At 58.9% G+C, this 23,670-nt stretch carries 19 protein-coding genes; 15 read left to right on the forward strand and 4 right to left on the reverse strand.

What is annotated here, in order from left to right; all coding sequences use genetic code 11:
* Positions 1-59: 59 nt before the first annotated feature.
* Both BLL42_RS09525 and BLL42_RS09530 read right to left on the reverse strand, forming a co-directional pair.
* Positions 60-620, reverse strand: a complete 561-nt coding sequence (locus BLL42_RS09525) for a response regulator transcription factor (RefSeq protein WP_071551834.1) — start codon at positions 618-620, stop codon at positions 60-62.
* Complete coding sequence (locus tag BLL42_RS09530; protein WP_071551835.1) at positions 613-1,875, reverse strand: ATP-binding protein; 1,263 nt, start codon at positions 1,873-1,875, stop codon at positions 613-615. Before BLL42_RS09530 ends, BLL42_RS09525 begins: the two co-directional genes overlap by 8 nt.
* 249 nt (positions 1,876-2,124) lie before the next feature.
* Here BLL42_RS09530 and BLL42_RS09535 point away from each other — a divergent pair, with 249 nt between their 5' ends.
* From BLL42_RS09535 to BLL42_RS09580, 10 genes are all read left to right on the forward strand, one after another.
* Positions 2,125-2,841 carry an SIMPL domain-containing protein gene (locus BLL42_RS09535; protein ID WP_071551836.1) on the forward strand — a complete coding sequence of 239 codons (717 nt, stop codon included), beginning with the start codon at positions 2,125-2,127 and terminating at the stop codon, positions 2,839-2,841.
* Between the two features lie 369 nt (positions 2,842-3,210).
* Entirely contained in the window at positions 3,211-4,812 is a 1,602-nt protein-coding gene (locus BLL42_RS09540; protein ID WP_071551837.1) for an ABC transporter substrate-binding protein, read from the forward strand.
* Between the two features lie 258 nt (positions 4,813-5,070).
* Positions 5,071-6,696 carry an ABC transporter substrate-binding protein gene (locus BLL42_RS09545; protein ID WP_071551838.1) on the forward strand — a complete coding sequence of 542 codons (1,626 nt, stop codon included), beginning with the start codon at positions 5,071-5,073 and terminating at the stop codon, positions 6,694-6,696.
* Positions 6,697-6,998: 302 nt separating this feature from the next.
* Positions 6,999-8,600, forward strand: coding sequence for an ABC transporter substrate-binding protein (locus BLL42_RS09550; RefSeq protein WP_071551839.1), 1,602 nt, complete (start codon positions 6,999-7,001; stop codon positions 8,598-8,600).
* A 170-nt stretch (positions 8,601-8,770) separates the two neighbouring features.
* Complete coding sequence (locus BLL42_RS09555; protein WP_071551840.1) at positions 8,771-10,186, forward strand: OprD family porin; 1,416 nt, start codon at positions 8,771-8,773, stop codon at positions 10,184-10,186.
* Between the two features lie 78 nt (positions 10,187-10,264).
* The gene (locus tag BLL42_RS09560) at positions 10,265-11,860 is read left to right on the forward strand and encodes an ABC transporter substrate-binding protein (RefSeq protein ID WP_071551841.1); all 1,596 of its coding nucleotides are present in this window, start codon (positions 10,265-10,267) and stop codon (positions 11,858-11,860) included.
* 74 nt (positions 11,861-11,934) lie between these two features.
* The gene (locus BLL42_RS09565) at positions 11,935-12,945 is read left to right on the forward strand and encodes an ABC transporter permease subunit (protein ID WP_019691856.1); all 1,011 of its coding nucleotides are present in this window, start codon (positions 11,935-11,937) and stop codon (positions 12,943-12,945) included.
* 10 nt (positions 12,946-12,955) lie between these two features.
* Positions 12,956-13,867, forward strand: coding sequence for an ABC transporter permease subunit (locus tag BLL42_RS09570; protein ID WP_071555726.1), 912 nt, complete (start codon positions 12,956-12,958; stop codon positions 13,865-13,867).
* A 10-nt stretch (positions 13,868-13,877) separates the two neighbouring features.
* Positions 13,878-14,846: an ABC transporter ATP-binding protein gene (locus tag BLL42_RS09575; protein ID WP_071551842.1), complete on the forward strand. Its 969-nt coding sequence runs from the start codon at positions 13,878-13,880 to the stop codon at positions 14,844-14,846.
* The gene (locus BLL42_RS09580; protein ID WP_071551843.1) at positions 14,846-15,817 is read left to right on the forward strand and encodes a peptide ABC transporter ATP-binding protein; all 972 of its coding nucleotides are present in this window, start codon (positions 14,846-14,848) and stop codon (positions 15,815-15,817) included. Before BLL42_RS09575 ends, BLL42_RS09580 begins: the two co-directional genes overlap by 1 nt.
* 122 nt (positions 15,818-15,939) lie before the next feature.
* Here the strand turns inward: BLL42_RS09580 and BLL42_RS09585 are convergent, their stop codons facing one another.
* Both BLL42_RS09585 and BLL42_RS09590 read right to left on the reverse strand, forming a co-directional pair.
* Positions 15,940-16,170 carry a hypothetical protein gene (locus tag BLL42_RS09585; protein ID WP_071551844.1) on the reverse strand — a complete coding sequence of 77 codons (231 nt, stop codon included), beginning with the start codon at positions 16,168-16,170 and terminating at the stop codon, positions 15,940-15,942.
* Between the two features lie 334 nt (positions 16,171-16,504).
* On the reverse strand, positions 16,505-18,088 hold the full coding sequence (locus BLL42_RS09590; protein ID WP_071551845.1) for a peptide chain release factor 3: 1,584 nt from the start codon (positions 18,086-18,088) through the stop codon (positions 16,505-16,507).
* A 429-nt stretch (positions 18,089-18,517) separates the two neighbouring features.
* Between BLL42_RS09590 and BLL42_RS09595 the strand changes: the two genes are divergently transcribed.
* The 5 genes from BLL42_RS09595 to BLL42_RS09615 all read left to right on the forward strand — a co-directional run bounded on the left by BLL42_RS09595 (position 18,518) and on the right by BLL42_RS09615 (position 23,578).
* The gene (locus BLL42_RS09595; protein ID WP_071551846.1) at positions 18,518-19,234 is read left to right on the forward strand and encodes an ABC transporter permease; all 717 of its coding nucleotides are present in this window, start codon (positions 18,518-18,520) and stop codon (positions 19,232-19,234) included.
* 24 nt (positions 19,235-19,258) lie between these two features.
* Complete coding sequence (locus tag BLL42_RS09600; RefSeq protein WP_071551847.1) at positions 19,259-20,152, forward strand: glycine betaine ABC transporter substrate-binding protein; 894 nt, start codon at positions 19,259-19,261, stop codon at positions 20,150-20,152.
* Positions 20,153-20,161: 9 nt separating this feature from the next.
* Positions 20,162-20,815, forward strand: coding sequence for an ABC transporter permease (locus tag BLL42_RS09605; RefSeq protein WP_071551848.1), 654 nt, complete (start codon positions 20,162-20,164; stop codon positions 20,813-20,815).
* On the forward strand, positions 20,812-21,969 hold the full coding sequence (locus tag BLL42_RS09610) for an osmoprotectant ABC transporter ATP-binding protein OsmV (RefSeq protein WP_071551849.1): 1,158 nt from the start codon (positions 20,812-20,814) through the stop codon (positions 21,967-21,969). The genes BLL42_RS09605 and BLL42_RS09610 overlap by 4 nt, the downstream gene beginning before the upstream one ends.
* A gap of 445 nt (positions 21,970-22,414) precedes the next feature.
* Positions 22,415-23,578 carry a type III PLP-dependent enzyme gene (locus BLL42_RS09615; protein ID WP_071551850.1) on the forward strand — a complete coding sequence of 388 codons (1,164 nt, stop codon included), beginning with the start codon at positions 22,415-22,417 and terminating at the stop codon, positions 23,576-23,578.
* Positions 23,579-23,670 lie beyond the last annotated feature (92 nt).

Here is a 23,670-nt window from a genome sequence, read left to right on the forward strand (position 1 = left end):
GATCATAGATGATCGGCCCGGGTTGTCGCGAGGTCTGGCGATATTCGTTCAGCGCCGGTTCAGCGGCGAACGGGACGTTTCTGCAGTTTGCGCTGTAGCGTGCGCCGGTGCATGCCCAGGGCGCGGGCAGTGGCGGAGATGTTGCCTTCGTGCTCGGTCAGCACGCGCTGGATGTGTTCCCATTGCAGGCGGTCCACTGACATCGGGTTTTCCGGCACCAGGGTGTCGAGGTCGGCGTGCTCTGAAAGCAAGGCAGCCAGCACGTCATCGGCGTCGGCCGGTTTGCACAGGTAGTTGCAGGCGCCGCGCTTGATCGCCTCGACGGCGGTCGCGATGCTCGAGTAACCGGTGAGGATCAACACGCGCATTTCCGGGTCGAGTTCAAGCAGTTTTGGCAGCAGCACCAACCCCGAATCGCCGTCCATTTTCAGGTCCAGCGCGGCATAGTCCGGCAGATCCTGTTGGGCGATGATCAGGCCCTCTTCGGCGGAACCTGCGGTGCTGACGCGAAAACCGCGGCGGCTCATGGCGCGGGCCATGACGCGGGTGAACGTTGCGTCGTCGTCTACCAGCAACAAATGCGGCAGGTCTTCGCCTTCGACTTGGATATCGTCACTCATGTTCGTCTCCTCGGGCGACACGGGGCAGGCGCAGCTCGGTGAGCGTACCGCCTTCCTCATGACTGTAGAGTTTCACTGAGCCGCCAGCGCGTGTCACGCTGGCCTTGCTCAAAAACAGGCCCAGGCCGAAACCTTTGCCCTTGGTGGTAAAAAACGGTTTGCCGATCTGTTCGGCAATCGCCAGCGGCACACCGGCGCCGTGGTCGCGAATACTGATGGTCAGCTCGAAGGCATCCCAGTTCAGCGTCACTTCCAGCCCTTCGGGACAGGCATCGGCGGCGTTGTTCAGTAAATTCAGCAAGGCCTGGGTCAGGTCCGGCGGTGGCGCCAGACGCGGTTCTTCGCCAAGCCCCAGGCGCTGCAAGCGATAAGTTGCTTCGGGACGCATCAGGTGCCAGCGGTTAAGCGCTTCGTTGAGCCAGGCGCTGACATCCTGCATTTCCACCGCGAGCCGGCGATTGGCTTCGGCGGCGCGAACCAACTGCTGCAAGGACTCTTTGCACAGCTTCACCTGATCCTGCAGCACCCTCAAGTCATCTTGCAGCAGCGGGTCGTGATGGTCTTGCTGCATTTCCTTGAGCAGCACGCTCATGGTCGCCAGCGGCGTGCCCAATTCGTGGGCAGCACCCGCAGCCTGGGTCGCAACGGCCAGCAGTTGCTGGTCGCGCAGGCCTTCTTCACGGCGAATCGCCCGCAGTTCTTCCTGACGGCGCAGCTCTTCGGCCATCCGCGCGGCGAAGAAAGTGATGACCGCAGCGGCCAGGGCAAAACTCAGCCACATGCCGTAGATCTGCATCTTTTCCCGGTACATCGGGAACGTTTCCAGCGGGTAGAACTGCGCCAGCAACAAGGTGTACATCGCCAGCGCGATGCCGGAGAGGATCACCGAAAAGCGCCACGGCAGCGTGACCGCAGCGATGGTCAGCGGCACCAGGTAATAGGAAACGAACGGGTTGGTCGAACCACCGGAGAAATACAGCAGTGCACTGTGGATAAACAGGTCGCAGGCCAGTTGCACGGCGTATTCGAGCTCGGTCACCGGCCATGAAGTGCGCAAGCGGATCGCGGTAAAGGCACACAGCAGCATCGAGCAACCGAGGGTCGCCGCCAGTTGAAACCACGGCAGCGGCAGCAGGTTGAACCAGTAGGCGAGCCCCACCGAACCGGCTTGGGCGGCCAGCACCAGGGTGCGGATGAACGTCAGTCGCCACAGGTTCTGGCGAGTCGCGGAAAGCAGTTGTACGGGGGCGAGCATGAGCTCTCCTGATGAGCGCTCCAGGCGGATCGCGTCGAGTATAACCAAGCGAGGCCCCCGACAGGCAAAAGTGCGGCAAAGCGCCACATGGAAAAGACAGTACACGTAGCACCGCAATCCCCGTAGCAGCTGGCGCTCCCTCGATCTGTATAGAAGTTGTAACCGGGTGAACCCGACAATAAAAGCTAGAGTCTGATGGTTTCACGCAGGCTTGGACCCTTACCCCTGCGCACCGCCCAAGGAGCTTTCATGAACACATTGCGCAGCAGCGCCGCCCTTCTCGCCCTCAGTGCCGGCACCCTCGCCAGCCTGCCGACACTGGCCGCGGACGAACTTCACTACAACCAGATTTCCCTGCGCGCCGAAGTCAGCCAGGAAGTGGCCCGCGACCTGATGATCGTGACCCTCTACACCGAAGAACAAAACGCCGACCCGGCCAAACTCGCCGCCGACGTCAGCACCACCCTGAACAAAGCGCTGGGCCAGGCCAAACAGGTCAAAGACATTACCCTGCGTCAGGGCAGCCGCCACAGCTACCCGATCTACGACACCAAGGGCCAGAAAATCACCGGCTGGCGTGAACGCGCCGAATTGCGCCTGGAAAGCCCGAACTTCGCTGCGCTGTCCAAGCTCACCGGCGAACTGCTGACCGACCTGAAAATGGGCGGCATGGACTTCGCCATCGCCACCCCGACCCGCAAGGCCAGCGAAGATGCGCTGCTCAAAGAAGCCGTCAACGCGTTCAAGGCCCGCGCCCAACTGGCCACCGACGCACTGGGCGGCAAAGGTTACAAAATCGTCAACCTGAACCTCAACAGCAACGGTTATCCACAGCCTTACCTGCGCGCGCCAATGATGATGAAAGCCGCGAGCATGGACTCGGCACCGGTGACCCCGGATGTCGAAGCCGGCACCAGCCAGGTCAGCATGACCGCCGATGGCTCGATTGAAGTGTTGATGCCGTAACGTCGAAAGAGATCGTTGCATAGATATCTACACATCTCCAGGTTCCGGTCAGATCGCATGTAGGAGCTGCCGCAGGCTGCGATCCTTTGATTTTCAGCGTCCTTGCAGACACCAAAAGATCGCAGCCTGCGGCAGCTCCTACGAGAGACTTGGCGGTCATCAGAGATGTGTCGATACCGATGGCCATCGCTGGCAAGCAAGCTCCCTGGTTGAACGACGTTCATATGGAAGATGCCTGACCGGCTACAAGGCCAACAACCCGCCGTGTATGCCATAACAGAGGGGTCCCCCTAACAAACGGATATTTCCGCGCGCCCCATCAACAACGCTACTCTCGGGAAAAGTTGCTGCCAAATCTTCGGGGACTCCATGGATAGAACCACCGTCAAACCGCTTCTGCTTGCCCTCACCCTTGCCACCATCGCCCCGTTCGCCCAAGCCGCAACCACCCTGGTCTACTGTTCCGAAGCCAGTCCTGCCGGCTTCGATCCCAGCCAGTACACCAGCGGCACGGATTTCGATGCGTCGGCCGAAACGGTGTTCAACCGTCTGACCCAGTTCAAACGCGGTGGCACCGAAGTCGAGCCGGGGCTGGCGACGAGTTGGGAGGTCTCCAGCGACGGCCTGACCTACATTTTCCACCTGCGCGACGGGGTGAAGTTTCACACCACCGACTACTTCACCCCGAGCCGCGATTTCAACGCCGACGATGTGTTGTTCACCTTCCTGCGCTTGCTCGACCCCAAGAACGTGTTTCGCAAGGCCTACCCCGCCGAGTCGCCGTACTTCACCGACATGGGCCTGAACACCACGATCAAAAGTGTCGACAAGCTCGACGAGCACACGGTGCGCTTCAGCCTGAACAACATTGACGCCGCGTTTGTGCAGAACCTGGCGATGAGCTTCGCGTCGATCCAGTCTGCCGAGTACACCGCGCAATTGCTCAAGGAGGGCAAAGCCTCTGACCTCAACCAGAAACCGGTCGGCACCGGGCCCTTTGTGTTCAAGCGTTATCAGAAGGACTCGCAGATCCGCTACAGCGCCAACCGCGCCTACTGGAAACCCGAGGACGTGAAACTCGACAATCTGATTTTCTCGATCACCCCGGACGCCGCCGTGCGCCTGCAAAAACTCAAGACCGGCGAGTGCCAGGTCAGCGGTTACCCGCGCCCCGCCGACATCGAAGTGATGGAGCAGGATCCAAATTTGCGGGTGCTCAAGCAAGCCGGTTTCAACCTCGGCTTCCTGGCCTACAACGTGACCCACCCGCCGCTGAATCAACTCAAGGTCCGCCAGGCGCTGGACATGGCGATCGACAAGCCCGCGATCATCAAGGCCGTCTATCAAAGCGCCGGGCAGCTGGCGCAGAACGCCCTGCCGCCGGCGCAATGGTCGTATGACCCGAACATCAAGGACGCGCCCTACGACCCGACCAAGGCAAAGGCGCTACTAAAAGAAGCAGGAGTTGCCCCCGGTACCACCATCAATTTATGGGCAATGACCGTGCAGCGTGCGTCAAACCCGAACGCGCGCATGTCGGCGCAGATGATCCAGCAGGATTGGGCCAAGGTCGGCATCACGGCCAACATCGTCAGCTATGAATGGGGCGAGTACATCAAGCGCGCCAAGAACGGCGAGCACGACGCGATGATCTACGGCTGGACCGGCGACAACGGTGACCCGGATAACTGGCTCGGCGTGCTCTACAGCTGCGCCGCAGTGAAAGGTAGCAACTACGCCAAGTGGTGCGACCCGGCTTACGACACATTGATCCAGCAAGCCAAGGTGTCCACTGACAAACAGCAGCGGGTCAAACTGTACCAACAGGCACAACAGATCCTTAAACAGCAGGTGCCCATCACCCCGATTGCAAATTCGACGGTGTTCCAGCCACTGCGCAAGGAAGTCGTGGACTTCAAGATCAGCCCGTTCGGCCTCACACCCTTTTATGGCGTAGGTATAAATAAGTAACACCGCGCTCCGGCCGGGTGCGCCAGGCGCCCCGACCGCACCGCTATGGTGCGTCGTTTGCACTGAAAAAAGCGACCGCAAACGGTCAAATGCGTCAACATTTATACATATGCGACATTAAGGTACGTTCGTGCCACTGTTTAAGGCTTGTAGCCACTCGGCATCTTGCATTGGGTATGGGCCCTGCATAAGTATCCGCAGGTCGACTCACGAGGTCGTCCTCTAATTCCAAAAATGACAACAAATCATGAGGCCACCATGCTTAAACACGCGGTCATTCCGTTTTTAGTCGGCGCAAGCTTGTTAGCTAGCGCACCTTTCGCCGTCGCTGCGACTAACCTGGTGTTTTGCTCCGAAGGGAGCCCGGCCGGTTTTGATCCTGGTCAGTACACCACCGGAACCGACTTCGACGCCTCAGCAGAAACCATGTTCAACCGTTTGAGCCAGTTCGAACGTGGCGGCACCGCCGTGGTTCCTGGCCTGGCCACCAGCTGGGACATTTCCCCGGATGGCCTGACTTACACCTTCCATCTGCGCGATGGGGTGAAATTCCACACCACGCCGTATTTCACGCCGACCCGTAACTTCAACGCCGACGACGTGCTGTTCACCTTCAACCGCATGATCGACAAGGACATGCCGTTCCGTAAGGCGTATCCAACCGAATTCCCGTACTTCACCGACATGGGGATGGACACCAACATCACCAAGATCGATAAAGTCGACGATCACACCGTCAAGTTCACCCTCAAAGAAGTTGATGCCGCGTTCATCCAGAACATGGCCATGAGCTTCGCGTCCATCCAGTCCGCCGAGTACGCCGACAAGCTGCTCAAGGAAGGCAAACCGGGTGACATCAACCAGAAGCCGATCGGCACTGGCCCGTTCGTGTTCAAGAGCTACCAGAAAGACTCCAACATCCGTTACACGGGTAACAAGGCCTACTGGAAGCCGGAAGACGTCAAGATCGACAACCTGATCTTCGCCATCACCACCGACCCGTCGGTGCGTATCCAGAAGCTCAAGAAAAACGAATGCCAGGTCACGCTCTTCCCGCGTCCGGCCGACCTCAAGGCCCTGGGTGAAGACAAGGACCTGAAGCTGCCACACCAGGCCGGTTTCAACCTGGGCTACGTCGCCTACAACGTGATGCCGGTGCTCAAAGGCCGTACTGACGCGAACCCACTGGCCGACCTGCGCGTGCGTGAAGCGCTGGACATGGCGGTGAACAAGCCGCAGATCATCGACTCGGTTTACCAGGGCGCCGGTCAACTGGCCGTCAACGCCATGCCGCCGACCCAGTGGTCCTACGACACCACCATCAAGGATGCCAAGTACGATCCTGAGAAAGCCAAGGAACTGCTCAAGGAAGCCGGCATCAAGCCCGGCACCGAGATCACCCTGTGGGCCATGCCGGTTCAGCGTCCGTACAACCCGAACGCCAAGCTGATGGCTGAAATGCTGCAGTCCGACTGGGCCAAGATCGGTCTGAAAGTGAACATCGTCAGCTACGAGTGGGGCGAGTACATCAAGCGTTCCAAAGGCGGCGAGAACCAGGCAATGATCATTGGCTGGAGCGGCGACAATGGTGACCCGGACAACTGGCTCGGCACCCTGTTCGGCTGCGATGCCATGAACGGTAACAACTTCTCGAAATGGTGCGACAAGCCTTACGACGCACTGATCAAACAAGCCAAATCCACCCCGGACGTGGCTAAACGCACCGAGCTGTACAAGCAGGCGCAACACCTCCTCAAAGATGCAGTCCCGATGACACCTATCGCGCACTCGACGGTGTATCAACCCATGCGCAACACCGTGCAGGACTTCAAGATCAGCCCGTTTGGCTTGAACTCCTTCTACGGCGTCAGCGTCAGCAAGTAAGGTTTTGCAACGGCGACGTCCCTGACGTCGCCATTGCCTTATCTGCCAAGACAGCTGGAACTCGCCTACTTCCCAAACCACTGCGGACTACTGCAGCGGGTTTAGGACGTGTCGCCTTTTCCTACCTGTTTTTCAGGCCCTACGCATTTACCGCCTGACCTTCGACCCCTACCGTCGAGGTCCGGTCGTGCTATCGCTGCGGCTGGCAACTGCTGAACCCATGGCTTTGGATCAGTGATGTCTGCACGTCCCAGGACGGGACGACGACTCATTGTTTAACACCTAAAAAGAGAGGGAGCGTCATGCGCCATACCTTGGTTTTATCCGCATTGCTGGGCACTGGCCTGTTGGCCGCCACGTCAATCAGCCAGGCCGCCAATAACAGCCTGGTGTTTTGCTCCGAAGGCAGCCCGGCGGGCTTCGACACTGCGCAGTACACCACTGCGACCGACAACGATGCTGCCGAACCGCTGTACAACCGGCTGGCCGAGTTCGAAAAAGGCGCCACCAGTGTCGTACCGGGCCTGGCCACCCGTTGGGATATTTCCGAGGATGGTCTCAAGTACACGTTCCACCTGCGCGAAGGGGTGAAATTTCACACCACCCAGTACTTCACGCCGAGCCGCGACTTCAACGCCGACGACGTGCTGTTTACCTTCAATCGCATGCTCGATGCCGAGCATCCATTCCGTAAGGCTTACCCGACCGAGTTTCCGTACTTCAACGGGATGAGCCTGAACAAGAACATCGCCAAGGTCGAGAAGACCGGGCCGTTGACCGTGGTCATGACCCTGAATTCGGTAGACGCCGCGTTCATTCAAAACATCGCCATGAGCTTCGCCTCGATTCTCTCCGCCGAGTACGCCGACCAATTGCTCGCGTCCGGCAAGCCGAGCGACATCAACCAGAAGCCGATCGGCACCGGGCCGTTCGTGTTCAAGAGCTATCAGAAAGATTCCAACATCCGTTACACCGGCAACAAACACTACTGGGACCCAAGCAGGGTCAAGCTCGACCAACTGATTTTCGCCATCAACACCGATGCGTCGGTGCGCGTGCAGAAGCTCAAGAAAAACGAATGCCAGATCACCCTGCACCCGCGCCCGGCCGACGTCGAAGCGCTGAAAAACGACCCCAAGCTGCAACTGATCGAGAAACCCGGTTTCAACCTTGGCTACATCGCCTACAACGTGCAGCATAAGCCCTTCGACCAACTCGAAGTGCGCCAGGCACTGGACATGGCGGTAAACAAGCAAGGAATCCTCAAGGCCGTGTATCAGGGCGCCGGCCAACTGGCGGTCAACGCCATGCCACCGACCCAGTGGTCCTACGACGAAACACTCTCGGACGCACCTTATAACCCGGAAAAAGCCAGGGAATTGCTCAAGGCAGCCGGGGTCAAGGAAGGCACCGAGATCACTCTCTGGGCCATGCCGGTACAGCGTCCATACAACCCGAACGCCAAGCTGATGGCTGAAATGCTGCAGTCCGACTGGGCGAAAATCGGCCTGAAAGTGAAGATCGTCAGCTACGAATGGGGCGAGTACATCAAGCGCACCAAGAATGGCGAGCACGACATCAGCCTGATCGGCTGGACCGGCGACAACGGGGACCCGGACAACTGGCTGGGCACCCTGTACAGCTGCGACGCGATCGGCGGCAACAACTACTCCATGTGGTGTGACCCGCAATACGACAAGCTGATCAAGCAAGCCAAGATTGTCACTGACCGTGAGCAACGCACGGTGCTCTACAAACAGGCTCAGCAGTTGCTCAAACAGCAAGTGCCGATCACCCCTGTCGCCCACTCGACGGTCAACCAGCCGTTGAGCGCCAAAGTCGAAGGATTCAAGGTCAGCCCCTTCGGCCGTAACGTCTTCTCGGGTGTCAGCATCGACCAATAACTGATTAACCAGAACCCTGAGGGCGATTTTCGCCCTCGCGCAAAGGTGTTGCCTTAATTCGGCGAATAAGCCTCATGCAAACGTTTGCGATGCCTGAATGAGTTCTTAACCAAATAGCCGGATCACCAAAAAAAGACCGGCATTAAAAAAGAAAGAAAGGAGCTTCACCCATGAAACTGAGCAGCACCGCGTTATTGGCCTTGGCCATCAGCAGCGTCACCGCCACGGCTTACGCAGAAACCCAGAGCCAGGATTTCAACCCGGTTACGGTCAAAACCACCAGCGCCCAGTCTGAAGCCACCGGCTTCGTCGAGGGTCAGAAGATCGACGGCAGTACCCGTAACTGGTACGCCAACGAACAACTGCAGCGTGGTGGCAAGTTCAAATACAAGAAAGACGGCCAGTTGCTCGACACCGATCGCCGTATCAACTGGGTGCAGGGCACCATCGTCAAGTACAACTCGGGGTTCACCGAAGGCACTGTTGGTATCAGCACCGAAGTCGCGGCTTACAACGCCATTGCTCTGGATCGTGACCGCAAGGACTTGGCCGCCGGTAACGGTGGCGCACCGGGTGATCGTCCAAAGGCGGGCGGCAACCGTACTCTGACCAAAGAAGGCGGCGATGCACAAGACCAGTGGAGCAAACTGGGCCTGGCCAACGTCAAGGCTCGCGTCTCCAACACAACCCTGACCGCCGGTCGCCAGAACTTCAGCAGCCCGATGGTCGATGTGATCGGTAACCGTGCCCTGCCTTCAAGCTTCGAAGGTGTGGCGATCCACAGCGAAGAGCTGAACAACCTGGCCTTCGACCTGGCCACGTTCGATCGCAACTCTCCGCGTACCGAAGAGAGCGAGCGTAAATTCCGCTCCGAATACTCCGACACTATCATTGAAGTCGATCACGTGAACACCGCGGGTATCACTTACCAGCCGTTCACCAGCGTGAAAACCAGCCTGTGGGCCACCCAGGCCGAGGACATGTGGAACCAGTACTACTTCGGCGCCAACCACGTATTGGGCGACAGCTCGGTGCTGAGCCTGACCAGCGACCTGAACTACTACAAAACCAAGGACACGGGCAAAAGCAAACTCGGCAAGATCGACAACGATGCCTACTCCCTGTCGTTCGGCCTGACCCACCAGGCTCATAGCCTGACGTTCTCCTGGCAGCAAATTGTCGGTGACGAGTACTTCGACTACCTGCACGAAACCAACGGCATCTACCTGGCCAACTCCCTGCTGTCGGACTTCAACGGTCCGAACGAGAAGTCCTTCCAGGTCGCCTATGGTCTGAACATGGCTGAATACGGCGTGCCTGGCCTGAAGTTCAACATCTACCAGGCTCGCGGCTGGGGTATCGACGGTACTCACTACCAAGGCGGCGCCTACAACAGCGTGCTGAAGATGGACGGCGAACACCACTACGAATACGGCATTGGTGGTACGTACGCCGTGCAGAGCGGCCCGCTCAAGGCCACCACGATTCGTGCGACCTACACCGCGCACCGCGCCAGCGAAAACCAGGCTGACGGCAGCATCAACGAGTTCCGTCTGGTCACCACCATCCCGTTCAAAATTCTGTAAACACGCTGCCAAACGGCTGACTCACGACGAGTCGGCCGTCTGGCTTTTTCCTGTTCAACCGATTGCAGAGGGCTCTTGATGAAAATGCTTCCCCTACGTGCGGCCATCGCCGCCGCGCTGCTGAGTGTCGCTATTGGCGCCTCGGCCAAACCCTTGGTGGTCTGTACCGAAGCCAGCCCGGAAGGCTTCGATATGGTCCAGTACACGACTGCAGTCACAGCCGATGCGGTGGCCGAAACCATCTTCAACCGCTTGGTGGACTTCAAACCCGGCACCACCGAAATTCAACCTGCACTGGCCGAAAGCTGGGACATCAGCCCGGACGCCCTGACGTACACCTTCCACCTGCGCAAAGGTGTGAAGTTCCACACCACCGACTATTTCAAGCCGACCCGCGACATGAATGCCGACGATGTGGTCTGGAGTTTCCAGCGTCAGCTGGACCCGAAACACCCGTGGCATGACAAGTCCAGCGTGGGTTTCCCGTACTTCGAAAGCATGGGTTTCAAGGAACTGCTCAAAAGCGTCGAAAAAGTCGACGAGCACACCGTCCGGTTCACCCTGACCCGTCCCGAGGCACCGTTCCTGCCTGACATGGCCATGGCGTTCGCCTCGATCTACCCGGCCGAATATGCCGACCAGTTGCTCAAGGCCAACAAGACCGCCGACCTGAACAACAAGCCAATCGGCACCGGGCCATTCGTGTTCCAGCGTTACGCCAAGGACGCCCAGGTGCGCTTCAAGGCCAACACCGAGTACTTCCGCGGCACCCCGCCTAGCGAAGCGCTGATCCTGGCCATTGCCACTGACAACAACGTACGCCTGCAAAAGCTCAAGGCCAACGAGTGCCAGGTCGCGCTGTACCCTAAGCCGGATGACATCCCGAGCATCAAGGCTGACGCGAACCTGCATGTCGCTGAAATGGATGCAATGACCACCTCGTACACCGCACTGAACACCACTCGTAAATACATGAGCGACGTGCGCGTGCGCCAGGCAATCGAAATCGCCTTCGACAAGCAGGCTTACGTCAACGCACTGTTCGGCCCGGGTAACGCCAGCGTGGGCGTCAACCCGTACCCGCAGACCCTGCTGGGCTTCAACCATAAACTGCAGAATCCGCCGCATGACCTGGACAAGGCTCGCGCCCTGCTCAAGGAAGCTGGCGTACCGGAAGGCACCGTGTTCACCCTGTTCACCCGTAACGGCGGCGGCCCGACCAACCCGAATCCGATGCTCGGCGCACAAATGATGCAAGCGGACCTGGCCAAGGTCGGGATCAAGGTCGATATTCGCGTCATGGAATGGGGCGAAATGCTCAAGCGCGCAAAAAACGGTGAACACGATATGGTGTCTGCCGGATGGGCGGGCGATAACGGCGATCCGGATAATTTCCTGACGCCTATGCTCAGTTGTGAGGCGGCGAAAAACGGCGAAAACTACGCCCGCTGGTGCAACGCGAAGTTTCAGGCGTTGATCGACCAGGCCCGTGAGAAGACCGATCCGGCCGAACGTTCGGCGCTCTACGAACAGGCCCAGGAGATATTTCACCAGGACCAACCATGGATCAGCATGGCGCACACTAGAATGTTTACTGCCATGCGCAAGAACGTCGAGGGTTATCACATTAGCCCCCTGACCACTAACAACTTCGCTACCACCCAAGTGAAGTAGATAAGAAAACGCCCGGCAACGTTGACCCCAACGCTGCCGGGAACGCCTAACCGGCTGATGAGGTACACCAGAAGATGTTTAGTTTTATTGCCCGCCGATTGGGATTATTGATCCCCACGTTCTTCGGCATCACCTTGCTGACATTCGCGTTGATTCGCATGATTCCCGGCGACCCCGTGGAAGTCATGATGGGCGAACGTCGGGTCGATCCCGAAATGCATGCTCAGGCAATGGAACGCCTTGGTCTGAACAAACCGCTGTATGCCCAATATCTGGACTACATCGGCAAACTGGCCCACGGCGACCTGGGTGAATCCCTGCGGACCCGTGAAAGCGTATGGACCGAGTTCACCTCGCTGTTCCCGGCGACCCTGGAACTGTCCTCGGCGGCCCTGCTGTTCGCTGGCGTTTTCGGTCTATTGGCCGGGGTGATCGCGGCGCTGAAGCGAGGGTCCCTATTCGACCATGGGGTAATGGGCATCTCCCTTGCCGGGTATTCGATGCCGATCTTCTGGTGGGGCCTGATCCTGATCATGTTCTTCTCGGTTTCCCTGGGCCTGACCCCGGTGTCCGGGCGAATAGACCTGCTGTACGACATCGAGCCAAGAACCGGCTTCATGCTCATCGACACCCTGCTGGCCAATGACACTGGCGCGTTCTTCGACGCCCTGCACCACCTGATTCTTCCGGCCATCGTGCTCGGTACCATCCCTTTGGCGGTGATCGCCCGGATGACCCGTTCCTCGATGCTCGAGGTCCTGCGTGAAGACTACATCCGCACCGCACGGGCCAAAGGCCTGTCGCCGTCGCGCGTGGTGTTCGTTCACGGCCTGCGCAACGCCTTGATTCCGGTACTGACCGTGGTCGGCCTGCAAGTCGGCACATTGCTGGCCGGTGCAGTCCTGACCGAAACCATCTTCTCCTGGCCCGGTATCGGCAAATGGCTGATCGAAGCCATTGGCGCCCGGGACTACCCAGTGGTGCAAAACGGAATTCTGTTAATCGCCTGCCTGGTGATTCTGGTCAACTTTGTAGTGGATATTCTTTATGGCTTCGCAAACCCACGCATCCGTCACCAGCGCTGAGACCCTACGCATGAGTACTCCAACTACCACCGTAGCAGTCGACCAAAGCCTGCTGTATCCGTCTCCGTACAAAGAGTTCTGGCAAGCCTTCTCCAAGAACAAGGGCGCCGTCGCCGGCCTGTTGTTCATGCTGCTGGTGATTTTTTGTGCGATTTTCGCCCCGTGGGTTGCTCCGCATAACCCGAGCGAGCAATTTCGCGACTTCCTGCTGACCCCGCCCGCCTGGCTGGCAAACGGGCAGATGCAATTCCTGCTCGGTACCGATGAGTTGGGTCGTGACCTGCTGTCGCGTCTGATCCATGGTTCGCGCCTGTCCTTGATGATCGGCCTGTCGTCGGTGGTCATGTCGCTGATTCCAGGCATCCTGCTGGGTCTGTTCGCCGGGTTCTTTCCGCGCTTGCTTGGCCCAACCATCATGCGTCTGATGGACATCATGCTGGCCCTGCCGTCCTTGCTGCTGGCTGTGGCGATCGTCGCCATCCTCGGCCCTGGCCTGATCAACACCGTGATCGCCATCGCCGTGGTGTCCCTGCCGGCTTACGTTCGTCTGACCCGCGCTGCGGTGATGGGCGAACTGAACCGCGACTACGTGACCGCTGCACGTCTGGCCGGTGCCGGTCTGCCACGTCTGATGTTCATCACCGTGCTGCCCAACTGCATGGCGCCGCTGATCGTTCAGGCAACCCTGAGCTTCTCCTCGGCGATTCTCGATGCCGCAGCACTGGGCTTTCTCGGCCTTGGCGTACAACCGCCAACCCCGGAGTGGGGCACCATGCTGGCTTCGGCTCGCGACTACATCGAACGTGCCTGGTGGGTCGTCAGCCTGCCTGGCTTGACCATTTTGCTCAGCGTGCTGGCAATCAACCTGATGGGCGACGGCCTGCGCGATGCGCTGGACCCGAAACTCAAGAACGCCGCCTGAGGAGATTCAAATGTCACTGTTAGAAATCAAGAATCTCAACGTTCGCTTTGGCGACAAAAATGCCGTTCCGGTGGTCGACGGTCTCGACATTTCCGTGGACAAGGGCGAAGTCCTGGCCATCGTTGGCGAGTCGGGGTCCGGCAAATCCGTGACCATGATGGCGCTGATGGGCCTGATCGAACATCCGGGGATCGTCACCGCTGACGCCCTGAATTTCGACGGCAAGAACATGCTCAAGCTCAGCAATCGTCAGCGTCGGCAAATCGTCGGCAAAGACCTGGCCATGGTCTTTCAGGACCCGATGACCGCACTGAACCCGAGTTACACCGTCGGTTTCCAGATCGAAGAAGTGCTGCGCCTGCACCTGAAAATGTCCAGCAAGGCCGCCCGCAAGCGCGCCATCGAACTGCTGGAAAAAGTTGAAATCCCGGGCGCCGCGAGCCGTATGGATGCCTACCCGCACCAACTGTCCGGCGGCATGAGCCAACGTGTGGCGATTGCCATGGCGATTGCCGGCGAGCCAAAACTGCTGATTGCCGACGAACCGACCACCGCGTTGGACGTAACGATTCAGGCGCAGATCATGGACCTGCTGCTGGCGCTGCAAAAAGAGCAGAACATGGGTTTGGTACTGATCACTCACGACCTGGCGGTGGTGGCCGAAACCGCTCAGCGCGTGTGTGTAATGTATGCCGGCCAAGCGGTAGAAGTCGGTCAGGTGCCGCAGTTGTTCGACATCCCGGCGCACCCGTACAGCGAAGCGCTGCTCAAGGCCATTCCCGAGCACAGCCTGGGTTCCTCGCGTCTGGCCACCCTGCCGGGCATCGTTCCCGGCCGTTATGACCGTCCGCAAGGCTGCCTGCTGTCGCCGCGCTGCCCGTACGTGCAGGACAGCTGCCGTCAACAACGTCCAGGCCTGGACCCGAAAAGCAACAGCCTCGCCCGCTGCTTCTATCCTTTGAATCAGGAGGTGGCGTAATGGCCGTCGTTCTCACCGCCCGTGACCTGACCCGTCACTACGAAGTCTCCCGCGGCCTGTTCAAAGGCACCGCGCTGGTACGCGCACTCAATGGCGTGTCGTTCGAACTCGAAGCCGGCAAGACCCTCGCTGTCGTAGGCGAATCCGGCTGCGGCAAGTCGACCCTGGCCCGCGCCCTGACGTTGATCGAAGAACCGTCTTCGGGCTCGTTGAAAATCGCCGGCCAAGAAGTCACCGGCGCCAACAAGGCCGAACGCAAACAACTGCGCAAAGACGTGCAGATGGTATTCCAGAGCCCTTACGCTTCGCTCAACCCACGGCAGAAAATCGGCGATCAGCTTGCAGAGCCCTTACTGATCAACACCACGCTTTCCGCGGCCGAACGCCGTGAAAAAGTCCAGGCGATGATGAAGCAGGTCGGCTTGCGTCCTGAGCACTACCAGCGTTATCCGCACATGTTCTCGGGCGGCCAGCGCCAGCGGATCGCCCTCGCGCGCGCCATGATGCTGCAACCCAAAGTGCTGGTCGCGGACGAACCGACCTCGGCGTTGGACGTGTCGATTCAGGCCCAGGTGCTGAACCTGTTCATGGACCTGCAGCAAGAGTTCAACACCGCCTACGTGTTCATCTCCCACAACCTGGCAGTCGTGCGTCACGTCGCCGATCAGGTGTTGGTGATGTACCTCGGCCGTCCGGTGGAAATGGGCCCGAAAGAAGACATCTACACCCGTCCTCTGCACCCGTACACCCAGGCCCTGCTGTCGGCCACACCGACGATCCACCCGGATCCGACCAAGCCGAAAATCAAGATCGTCGGCGAACTGCCGAACCCGCTGAACCCGCCGTCCGGCTGCGCTTTCCACAAGCGCTGCCCGTACGCCACTGAACGGTGCAGCACAGAAGAGCCGGCCCTGCGCCTACTCGACACCCGCCAAGTGGCCTGCCATTACGCCGAGCAATTCGTCGTATAAGCCGGGCATGAAAAAGCGCCCTCTCGGGGCGCTTTTTGAAATGCGCTGACCAATCCCCTCCTTCAGGACTGCGCATCAGTCAGGCAGGAGGGGTTTTCTTTTGTCTGAATCCTTAAGAATCCTTAACCCTGGGTATCGTCTTCGGAATCGTCGGAGGACGGGTCCTCATCGCCTTTACTGTCACCCTTACCCTGATCATCAGTGGCGACCATCAAACCACTGCCCTGCGCACTTTTTGCTGCCCAGAAACCCTGATCCTGCACCGCGCCGTTGCTCGCCCACGCTGCCGAAGTGCCCACCGACAGCAACACCAGCACTTTGATCAGTAAAACCATGCGTTGAAAAATGCTCATAGCTGATTCCATCCTTTCGTAGGTGAATCTCGGGTAGCTGCGGATCGATTACCCAACGACCGTAGCACTGTCTGAAATCTAGTCTGGATAGACGGGTTTCACCAGATAGGACACTAACGATGGTCGCCAATTGCCTTTTGCCAAAAGACAGGTTTGGAATAATGGTTAGGCTAAAAAGCTATTTCGGCCGGATTGAAAATCAAAGGATCGCAGCCTGCGGCAGCTCCTACGGATGTGCGCGCGTTTTGTAGGCGCTGCCGTGGGCTGCGATCTTTTCTTCAATAAAAAGCCCCGAGGCTTTCGCGTCGGGGCTTTGGGCGTAGCAGTTCAGTGCTTAATGATGCTCACGCGTCGCACGGAATTTCACGTCCGGCCAGCGCTCTTCCATCAGCGCCAGGTTGACCCGGGTCGGGGCGAGGTAGGTCAGGTGACCACCGCCGTCGACCGCAAGGTTTTCCACGGCCTTGACCCGGAATTCCTCGAGCTTCTTCTTATCGCTGCAATCGATCCAGCGCGCGGAATACACGGTGATCGGCTCGTAAGAGCACTCGACCTTGTATTCCTCTTTCAAGCGGCTGGCGACCACATCGAACTGCAGCACACCGACGGCGCCGAGGATGATGTCGTTGCTGCGCTCGGGGAAGAACACCTGGGTCGCGCCCTCTTCCGCCAATTGCTGCAAGCCTTGGCGCAGTTGCTTGGATTTCAGCGGATCGCGCAGGCGCACGCGACGGAACAGTTCCGGGGCGAAATGCGGGATACCGGTGAAGCCCAGGGTTTCGCCTTCGGTGAAGGTGTCGCCGATCTGGATGGTGCCGTGGTTGTGCAGACCGATGATGTCACCGGCAAACGCTTCTTCCAGTTGCTCACGCTCGGAGGAGAAGAAGGTCAGCGCATCGCCGATCCGAACGTCCTTGCCGGTGCGCACGTGGCGCATTTTCATGCCTTTTTCGTACTTGCCGGAGCAAATGCGCATGAAGGCGATGCGGTCGCGGTGTTTCGGGTCCATGTTCGCCTGGATCTTGAACACGAAGCCGGCGAATTTCTCTTCCACCGGCTCCACGGTGCGCTCGTTGGCGACACGGGCCAGCGGTTTCGGCGCCCAGTTGACCACAGCGTCGAGCACGTGATCGACACCGAAGTTGCCCAATGCAGTACCGAAGAACACTGGGGTCAGTTGGCCGTCCATGAATTCCTGCTGATTGAATTCGTGGCAGGCGCCTTGTACCAGTTCCAGCTGTTCGATGAAGCGGTCGTACTCGTCACCCAAATGCTCGCGGGCTTCATCGGAGTCGAGCTTCTCGATGATTTTCACCTCGGTCCGCTCGTGGCCGTGGCCCGCGGTGTAGACGATGATGTAGTCGTCGGCAAGGTGATAGACGCCTTTGAAATCGCGGTAGCAACCAATCGGCCAGGTGATTGGCGCAGCCTTGATCTTCAGGACGGCTTCGATTTCGTCGAGCAGTTCGATCGGGTCGCGAATGTCACGGTCGAGTTTGTTGATGAAGCTGACGATCGGCGTGTCACGCAGACGGCAAACGTCCATCAGGGCGATGGTCCGTGGCTCTACACCCTTACCGCCGTCGAGGACCATCAATGCCGAGTCGACCGCCGTCAGGGTGCGGTAGGTGTCTTCGGAGAAGTCTTCGTGGCCCGGGGTGTCGAGCAGGTTGATCATGTGATCGCGATACGGGAACTGCATGACCGACGTGGTAATGGAAATACCCCGCTGTTTTTCCATTTCCATCCAGTCGGAGGTGGCATGGCGGTCGGACTTGCGAGATTTCACCGTGCCGGCAACTGCAATCGCCTTGCCCATCAGCAAGAGTTTCTCGGTGATGGTGGTCTTACCCGCATCGGGGTGGGAAATAATGGCGAAAGTGCGGCGTTTCGCGACTTCGGCGGCCTGTTTGGTCATGGGAAATCGCCTGGCAGGTGATTCAAAAAAGGGCGGCGAGTATAGCTCAAAACGTGGTCTACGGACCACCGCATGTAGGAGCAGCCGAAAGCGGCGATCCACCGTAGGAGCTGCCGAAGGCTGCGATCTTTTAGCGTGTTCAGCTATGCCGAAGATCAAAAGATCGCAGCCTTCGGCAGCTCCTACGGTGGCCAAATGTTGCCTGACGTGGGAACCTTTTAAACCGTGGAGGCGTCCACTCCCCTGTTACGACCTGTCGTCAGGGGCTGAAATATCAGCAAGTCAGCCTGACGAGGCTGCGCTTATGGCTCGATCTCATGCCGCTTTGCAGGCATTGACGAGCTGCTTTTCGCGAACAGTTCTTCGGCAGCCAAGTATGGCGTTGCCACACGAAGCTCTGTTCGCCGACTGAAATAAAGGAGTCCGCCTGTGGCTATTCGCTATGGCAAAGGGCTTACAGGAGGAGCGGTTGTCGTCGCCCTTCTGGCCCTGCTGATCCACTGGATCGGCATCAACACGATCGACCTGTACCGCGACGATTTGTTGTTTTACCTGCAAGCTCATCTGATTCTCGTCCTCGTTTCCATGCTGGCCGCCCTCGTTGTGGGCATCCCCGCCGGTATCTTCCTCAGCCGCCCGACCATGGTCGAAAGCGCCGAACGCTTCATGCAGCTCTTCAACATCGGCAACACTGTCCCGCCTCTCGCCGTACTGGCCATCGCCCTGGGGATTCTCGGGATCGGCAGCGGCCCTGCGATCTTCGCGTTGTTCCTCGCGTCCCTGTTGCCCATCGTGCGCAACACTTACGAAGGCCTGAAAAACGTTCAGGGCTCACTCAAGGAAGCCGCCGTCGGCATCGGCATGACCCCGAGTCAGGTGCTCTGGCAGGTCGAATTGCCGAACGCCGTGCCGATCATCATCGGCGGCGTGCGCGTCGCATTGGCGATCAACGTCGGCACCGCACCGCTGGCGTTCCTGATCGGCGCCAACAGTCTGGGCAGCCTGATTTTCCCTGGCATTGCCTTGAACAATCAGCCGCAACTGATCCTCGGCGCGGCCTGCACCGCCCTGCTGGCCTTACTGCTCGATGGTCTGGTGACACTGGCCAGCCGCCTCTGGCTGGAACGCGGTTTACCCCAGTCTTAAATCAGGCTGAGCGAAGGAATAATCATGAAAACATTAAGCTTGTTACTAGGCTGCGTCCTGCTGTGCGCAGGATTTTCCCACGCCGCCGACAAACCGCTGATCCGCATCGGCGCCCGGGTGTTCACCGAACAAACCCTGCTCGCGGAAATCACCGCCCAATACCTGCGGACCCAGGGTTACGACGTCCAGGTGACCGGCGGTCTGGGCAGTAGTCTGGCCCGCAGCGCCCATGAAAACGGCCAACTCGATTTGATGTGGGAATACACCGGCGTGTCGCTCGTGGCTTACAACCATGTCACGGAGAAACTCGACAGCGAACAGTCCTACGCCCGAGTTAAAGAACTCGACGCGAAAAAGGGGTTGGTCTGGCTCACCCCGTCGAAATTCAGCAACACCTACGCCCTCGCGCTGCCGAAGAACGTTGCCGATGAGTACCCGCAGATCAATAGCATCAGCGAGCTGGACTCCGTGCTGACGGCCGAGGCGAAGAGCAACCACCTGGTGGCCCTGGACACCGAGTTCGCCAACCGTTCCGACGGCCTTGCAGGCATGGTCAAGCTCTACGGCATGAACCTGACCCGCCACAACATCCGCCAGATGGACGCCGGGCTGGTCTACACCGCGCTGCGTAATGGCCAGGTATTTGCCGGGCTGGTCTACACCACCGACGGGCGTTTGAACGCCTTCAAGCTGAAACTGCTGGAAGACGACAAGCATTACTTCCCCGACTACACCGCCGCGCCGGTTGTGCGTCAACCCTACCTCGACGCCCACCCACAACTGGCCGAACAACTCAAACCGTTGGCCCAACTGTTCGACGACCAAATCATGCGCCAGCTCAACGCTCGGGTCGACGTCGACCATGAAAGCCCTTCCGCCGTGGCCGCAGACTTCTTGCGCCAGCACCCTATCAACTGAGGAAAAGCCATGGAATTTCTCAACGCCTTTTCCCACTTGGACTGGCCACTCGTCCTGCACCTGACCTGGCAACACATCACCCTGGTCGGCATCGCCGTCACCCTGGCGATTGTGGTCGGCGTGCCGCTGGGTATCCTGATGACGCGCTTCCCGACGCTGGCAGGCCCGCTGCAAGCCAGCGCCACGGTGCTGCTGACCATTCCGTCGATCGCGCTGTTCGGTTTGCTGCTGCCGTTCTACTCCAAGTTCGGCCAGGGCCTGGGACCGATGCCGGCCATCACCGCGGTGTTTCTGTACTCCCTGCTGCCGATCATGCGTAACACCTACCTGGCGCTGACCGGCGTCGAACCCGGAATTCGCGAAGCCGCACGCGGCATCGGCATGACTTTCGGCCAGCGTCTGCGGATGGTCGAGTTACCGATTGCGGTGCCAGTGATCCTCGCCGGCGTACGCACTGCCGTAGTGATGAACATTGGTGTGATGACCATCGCTGCAACCATCGGCGCCGGTGGTCTGGGCGTACTTATCCTCGCGTCCATCAGCCGCAGCGACATGTCGATGCTGATCGTCGGCGCGGTGCTGGTCAGTCTTCTGGCGATCTTCGCCGACCTGCTTCTGCAATGGCTGCAACGCTCGCTGACTCCAAAAGGATTACTCAAATGATCGAACTTCAAAACCTCAGCAAAACCTTTCACAGCAACGGCAAAAACATCAACGCCGTGGATTCGGTGAACCTGACCGTCAATGAAGGCGAGATTTGCGTGTTTCTCGGGCCGTCGGGTTGCGGTAAGAGCACCACGCTGAAAATGATCAATCGGTTGATCAAGCCGACCTCGGGCAAGATCCTGATCAACGGCGAAGACACCACCGACCTCGACGCCGTGACGCTGCGCCGCAACATCGGTTATGTGATCCAGCAGATTGGCCTGTTCCCGAACATGACCATCGAGGAAAACATCACCATCGTTCCCCGCCTGCTTGGCTGGGACAAACAGAAATGCCACGATCGTGCCCGCGAGTTGATGAGCATGATCAAGCTGGAACCCAAGCAATATCTCAGTCGCTACCCGCGTGAGTTGTCCGGTGGTCAGCAACAACGGATCGGCGTGATCCGCGCCCTCGCCGCTGACGCCCCGCTGCTGTTGATGGATGAACCGTTCGGCGCGGTCGATCCGATCAACCGAGAAATGATCCAGAACGAGTTCTTCGAGATGCAGCGTGCCTTGGGCAAGACCGTGATCATGGTCAGCCACGACATCGACGAAGCGATCAAGCTCGGCGACAAGATCGCGATCTTCCGTGGCGGCAAGCTGATCCAGGTCGACCACCCCGACACCCTGCTCGCGCATCCGGCGGATGACTTTGTCAGCAACTTCGTCGGCCAGGACAGCACGCTCAAGCGCTTGTTGCTGGTCAAGGCCGAAGACGCGGCGGACAACGCGCCTTCGGTCAGCCCGGAAACACCGGTGGCCGAAGCGCTGGAACTGATGGACGAACTCGACCGCCGCTACGTGGTGGTCACCTGCGCCGACAACAAGGCCCTGGGCTACGTGCGCCGCCGCGATTTACACCGTCAGACCGGCACCTGCGTGCAATACCTGCGCGAGTTCAATGCCACGGCAGCCTATGACGAGCACTTGCGGATCCTGTTGTCGCGCATGTACGAGTTCAACCGCTCATGGCTGCCGGTGATGGACGCCGATCGGGTGTTCCTCGGGGAAGTGACCCAGGAATCAATTGCCGAGTATTTGAGTTCCGGGCGCTCGCGTGGCGGCAAGACCCGTATCGTTTCGCCTGCCGAGACTGCGCTCGCCTGATCTCGGTTAGCGATCGTTCCCATGCTCTGCGTGGGAAAGCCTCCCAGGTCGCTCTGCGTCCGCCCTTTGAGACGCGGAGCGTCTCTTGATGTATTCCTTTGCTGCGCGTGGGAGCGATCATTTGAGGGAACATCAACCTGTCATCCAGATAGGTTACATAGGGGACTGACCGGGACCGCACGACGGATGCGTGCAAAAACGCGACATTTTTTGTTGATCTCAAGCCGCTCAAGTCCTAAAGTTCGCGCCGAACGTCCATGCTGGAAACGATCCATCCGGCTCAAGTACTGACGACGAGACAGCAAGGCCAAGGGAATCTGCATTTCCCATGGCCTTTTTGCTTTCGGCGACATGCCTTGGGAAGTAGGCGAACCAAAGTGGGGATACGGAGGACGTTCATTTGCACCCATTGTTTTTACCCGTTTGCCATTAGGAGCTCCCAGGTATGTCGATCAACGTCGAAGACTATTTCGCGCGCGAAACCTTTCAGAAAATGAAGGCCTTCGCCGACACGCAAGAAACCCCGTTCGTGGTCATTGATACTGCGATGATTGCCCAGGCCTATGACGATCTGCGTGCCGGTTTCGAATTTGCCAAGGTTTACTACGCGGTCAAGGCCAACCCGGCCGTCGAGATCATCGACCTGCTGAAAGAGAAAGGCTCGAGCTTCGACATCGCCTCGATCTACGAGCTCGATAAAGTCCTGAATCAGGGCGTCAGCCCGGATCGCATCAGCTACGGCAACACCATCAAGAAATCCAAGGACATTCGCTACTTCTACGAGAAGGGCGTGCGTCTGTACTCCACCGACTCCGAAGCCGACCTGCGCAACATCGCCAAGGCCGCACCGGGCTCGAAAGTCTATGTGCGCATCCTCACCGAAGGTTCGACCACCGCTGACTGGCCTTTGTCGCGCAAGTTCGGCTGCCAGACCGACATGGCCATGGACCTGCTGATCCTCGCTCGCGACTTGGGCCTGGTGCCATACGGCGTGTCGTTCCACGTCGGCTCGCAGCAGCGCGACATCAGCGTCTGGGACGCGGCAATCGCCAAGGTCAAAGTGATCTTCGAGCGCCTGAAAGAAGAAGACGGCATCCACCTCAAGCTGATCAACATGGGCGGCGGCTTCCCGGCCAACTACATCACCCGCACCAATAGCCTGGAAACCTACGCCCAAGAAATCATCCGTTTCCTCAAGGAAGATTTCGGTGACGACCTGCCGGAAATCATCCTTGAGCCAGGCCGTTCGCTGATCGCCAACGCCGGCATCCTGGTCAGCGAAGTGGTGTTGGTCGCGCGTAAATCCCGCACCGCCGTCGAGCGTTGGGTGTACACGGATGTGGGCAAGTTCTCCGGCCTGATCGAAACCATGGACGAAGCCATCAAGTTCCCGATCTGGACCGAGAAGAAAGGCGAGATGGAAGAAGTGGTCATCGCCGGCCCAACCTGCGACAGCGCCGACATCATGTACGAGAACTACAAGTACGGCCTGCCACTGAACCTGGCCATCGGTGACCGCCTGTACTGGCTGTCCACCGGCGCGTACACCACCAGCTACAGCGCCGTTGAGTTCAATGGCTTCCCGCCACTGAAGTCGTTCTACGTTTAAGCGCAGATCGCTGAAATCAAAAAGCCCATGACGAGTCATGGGCTTTTTTGTATCTGAAATTAATCCTCCCGAACTACATACCCCTGCCGAAG

This window comes from Pseudomonas frederiksbergensis (genome assembly GCF_001874645.1).
Taxonomy (GTDB): Bacteria; Pseudomonadota; Gammaproteobacteria; order Pseudomonadales; family Pseudomonadaceae; genus Aquipseudomonas; species Aquipseudomonas frederiksbergensis_B.

Excerpts from the sequence above, each read along its gene's own strand:
- BLL42_RS09535 (WP_071551836.1), top strand. The coding sequence starts at position 2,125 with ATGAACACATTGCGCAGCAGCGCCGCCCTTCTCGCCCTCAGTGCCGGC.
- BLL42_RS09615 (WP_071551850.1), top strand. The coding sequence starts at position 22,415 with ATGTCGATCAACGTCGAAGACTATTTCGCGCGCGAAACCTTTCAGAAA.
- BLL42_RS09540 (WP_071551837.1), top strand. The coding sequence starts at position 3,211 with ATGGATAGAACCACCGTCAAACCGCTTCTGCTTGCCCTCACCCTTGCC.
- BLL42_RS09610 (WP_071551849.1), top strand. The coding sequence starts at position 20,812 with ATGATCGAACTTCAAAACCTCAGCAAAACCTTTCACAGCAACGGCAAA.
- BLL42_RS09555 (WP_071551840.1), top strand. The coding sequence starts at position 8,771 with ATGAAACTGAGCAGCACCGCGTTATTGGCCTTGGCCATCAGCAGCGTC.
- BLL42_RS09560 (WP_071551841.1), top strand. The coding sequence starts at position 10,265 with ATGAAAATGCTTCCCCTACGTGCGGCCATCGCCGCCGCGCTGCTGAGT.
- BLL42_RS09545 (WP_071551838.1), top strand. The coding sequence starts at position 5,071 with ATGCTTAAACACGCGGTCATTCCGTTTTTAGTCGGCGCAAGCTTGTTA.
- BLL42_RS09565 (WP_019691856.1), top strand. The coding sequence starts at position 11,935 with ATGTTTAGTTTTATTGCCCGCCGATTGGGATTATTGATCCCCACGTTC.
- BLL42_RS09550 (WP_071551839.1), top strand. The coding sequence starts at position 6,999 with ATGCGCCATACCTTGGTTTTATCCGCATTGCTGGGCACTGGCCTGTTG.
- BLL42_RS09530 (WP_071551835.1), bottom strand. The coding sequence starts at position 1,875 with ATGCTCGCCCCCGTACAACTGCTTTCCGCGACTCGCCAGAACCTGTGG.
- BLL42_RS09600 (WP_071551847.1), top strand. The coding sequence starts at position 19,259 with ATGAAAACATTAAGCTTGTTACTAGGCTGCGTCCTGCTGTGCGCAGGA.
- BLL42_RS09525 (WP_071551834.1), bottom strand. The coding sequence starts at position 620 with ATGAGTGACGATATCCAAGTCGAAGGCGAAGACCTGCCGCATTTGTTG.
- BLL42_RS09580 (WP_071551843.1), top strand. The coding sequence starts at position 14,846 with ATGGCCGTCGTTCTCACCGCCCGTGACCTGACCCGTCACTACGAAGTC.
- BLL42_RS09585 (WP_071551844.1), bottom strand. The coding sequence starts at position 16,170 with ATGAGCATTTTTCAACGCATGGTTTTACTGATCAAAGTGCTGGTGTTG.
- BLL42_RS09590 (WP_071551845.1), bottom strand. The coding sequence starts at position 18,088 with ATGACCAAACAGGCCGCCGAAGTCGCGAAACGCCGCACTTTCGCCATT.
- BLL42_RS09605 (WP_071551848.1), top strand. The coding sequence starts at position 20,162 with ATGGAATTTCTCAACGCCTTTTCCCACTTGGACTGGCCACTCGTCCTG.
- BLL42_RS09570 (WP_071555726.1), top strand. The coding sequence starts at position 12,956 with ATGAGTACTCCAACTACCACCGTAGCAGTCGACCAAAGCCTGCTGTAT.
- BLL42_RS09575 (WP_071551842.1), top strand. The coding sequence starts at position 13,878 with ATGTCACTGTTAGAAATCAAGAATCTCAACGTTCGCTTTGGCGACAAA.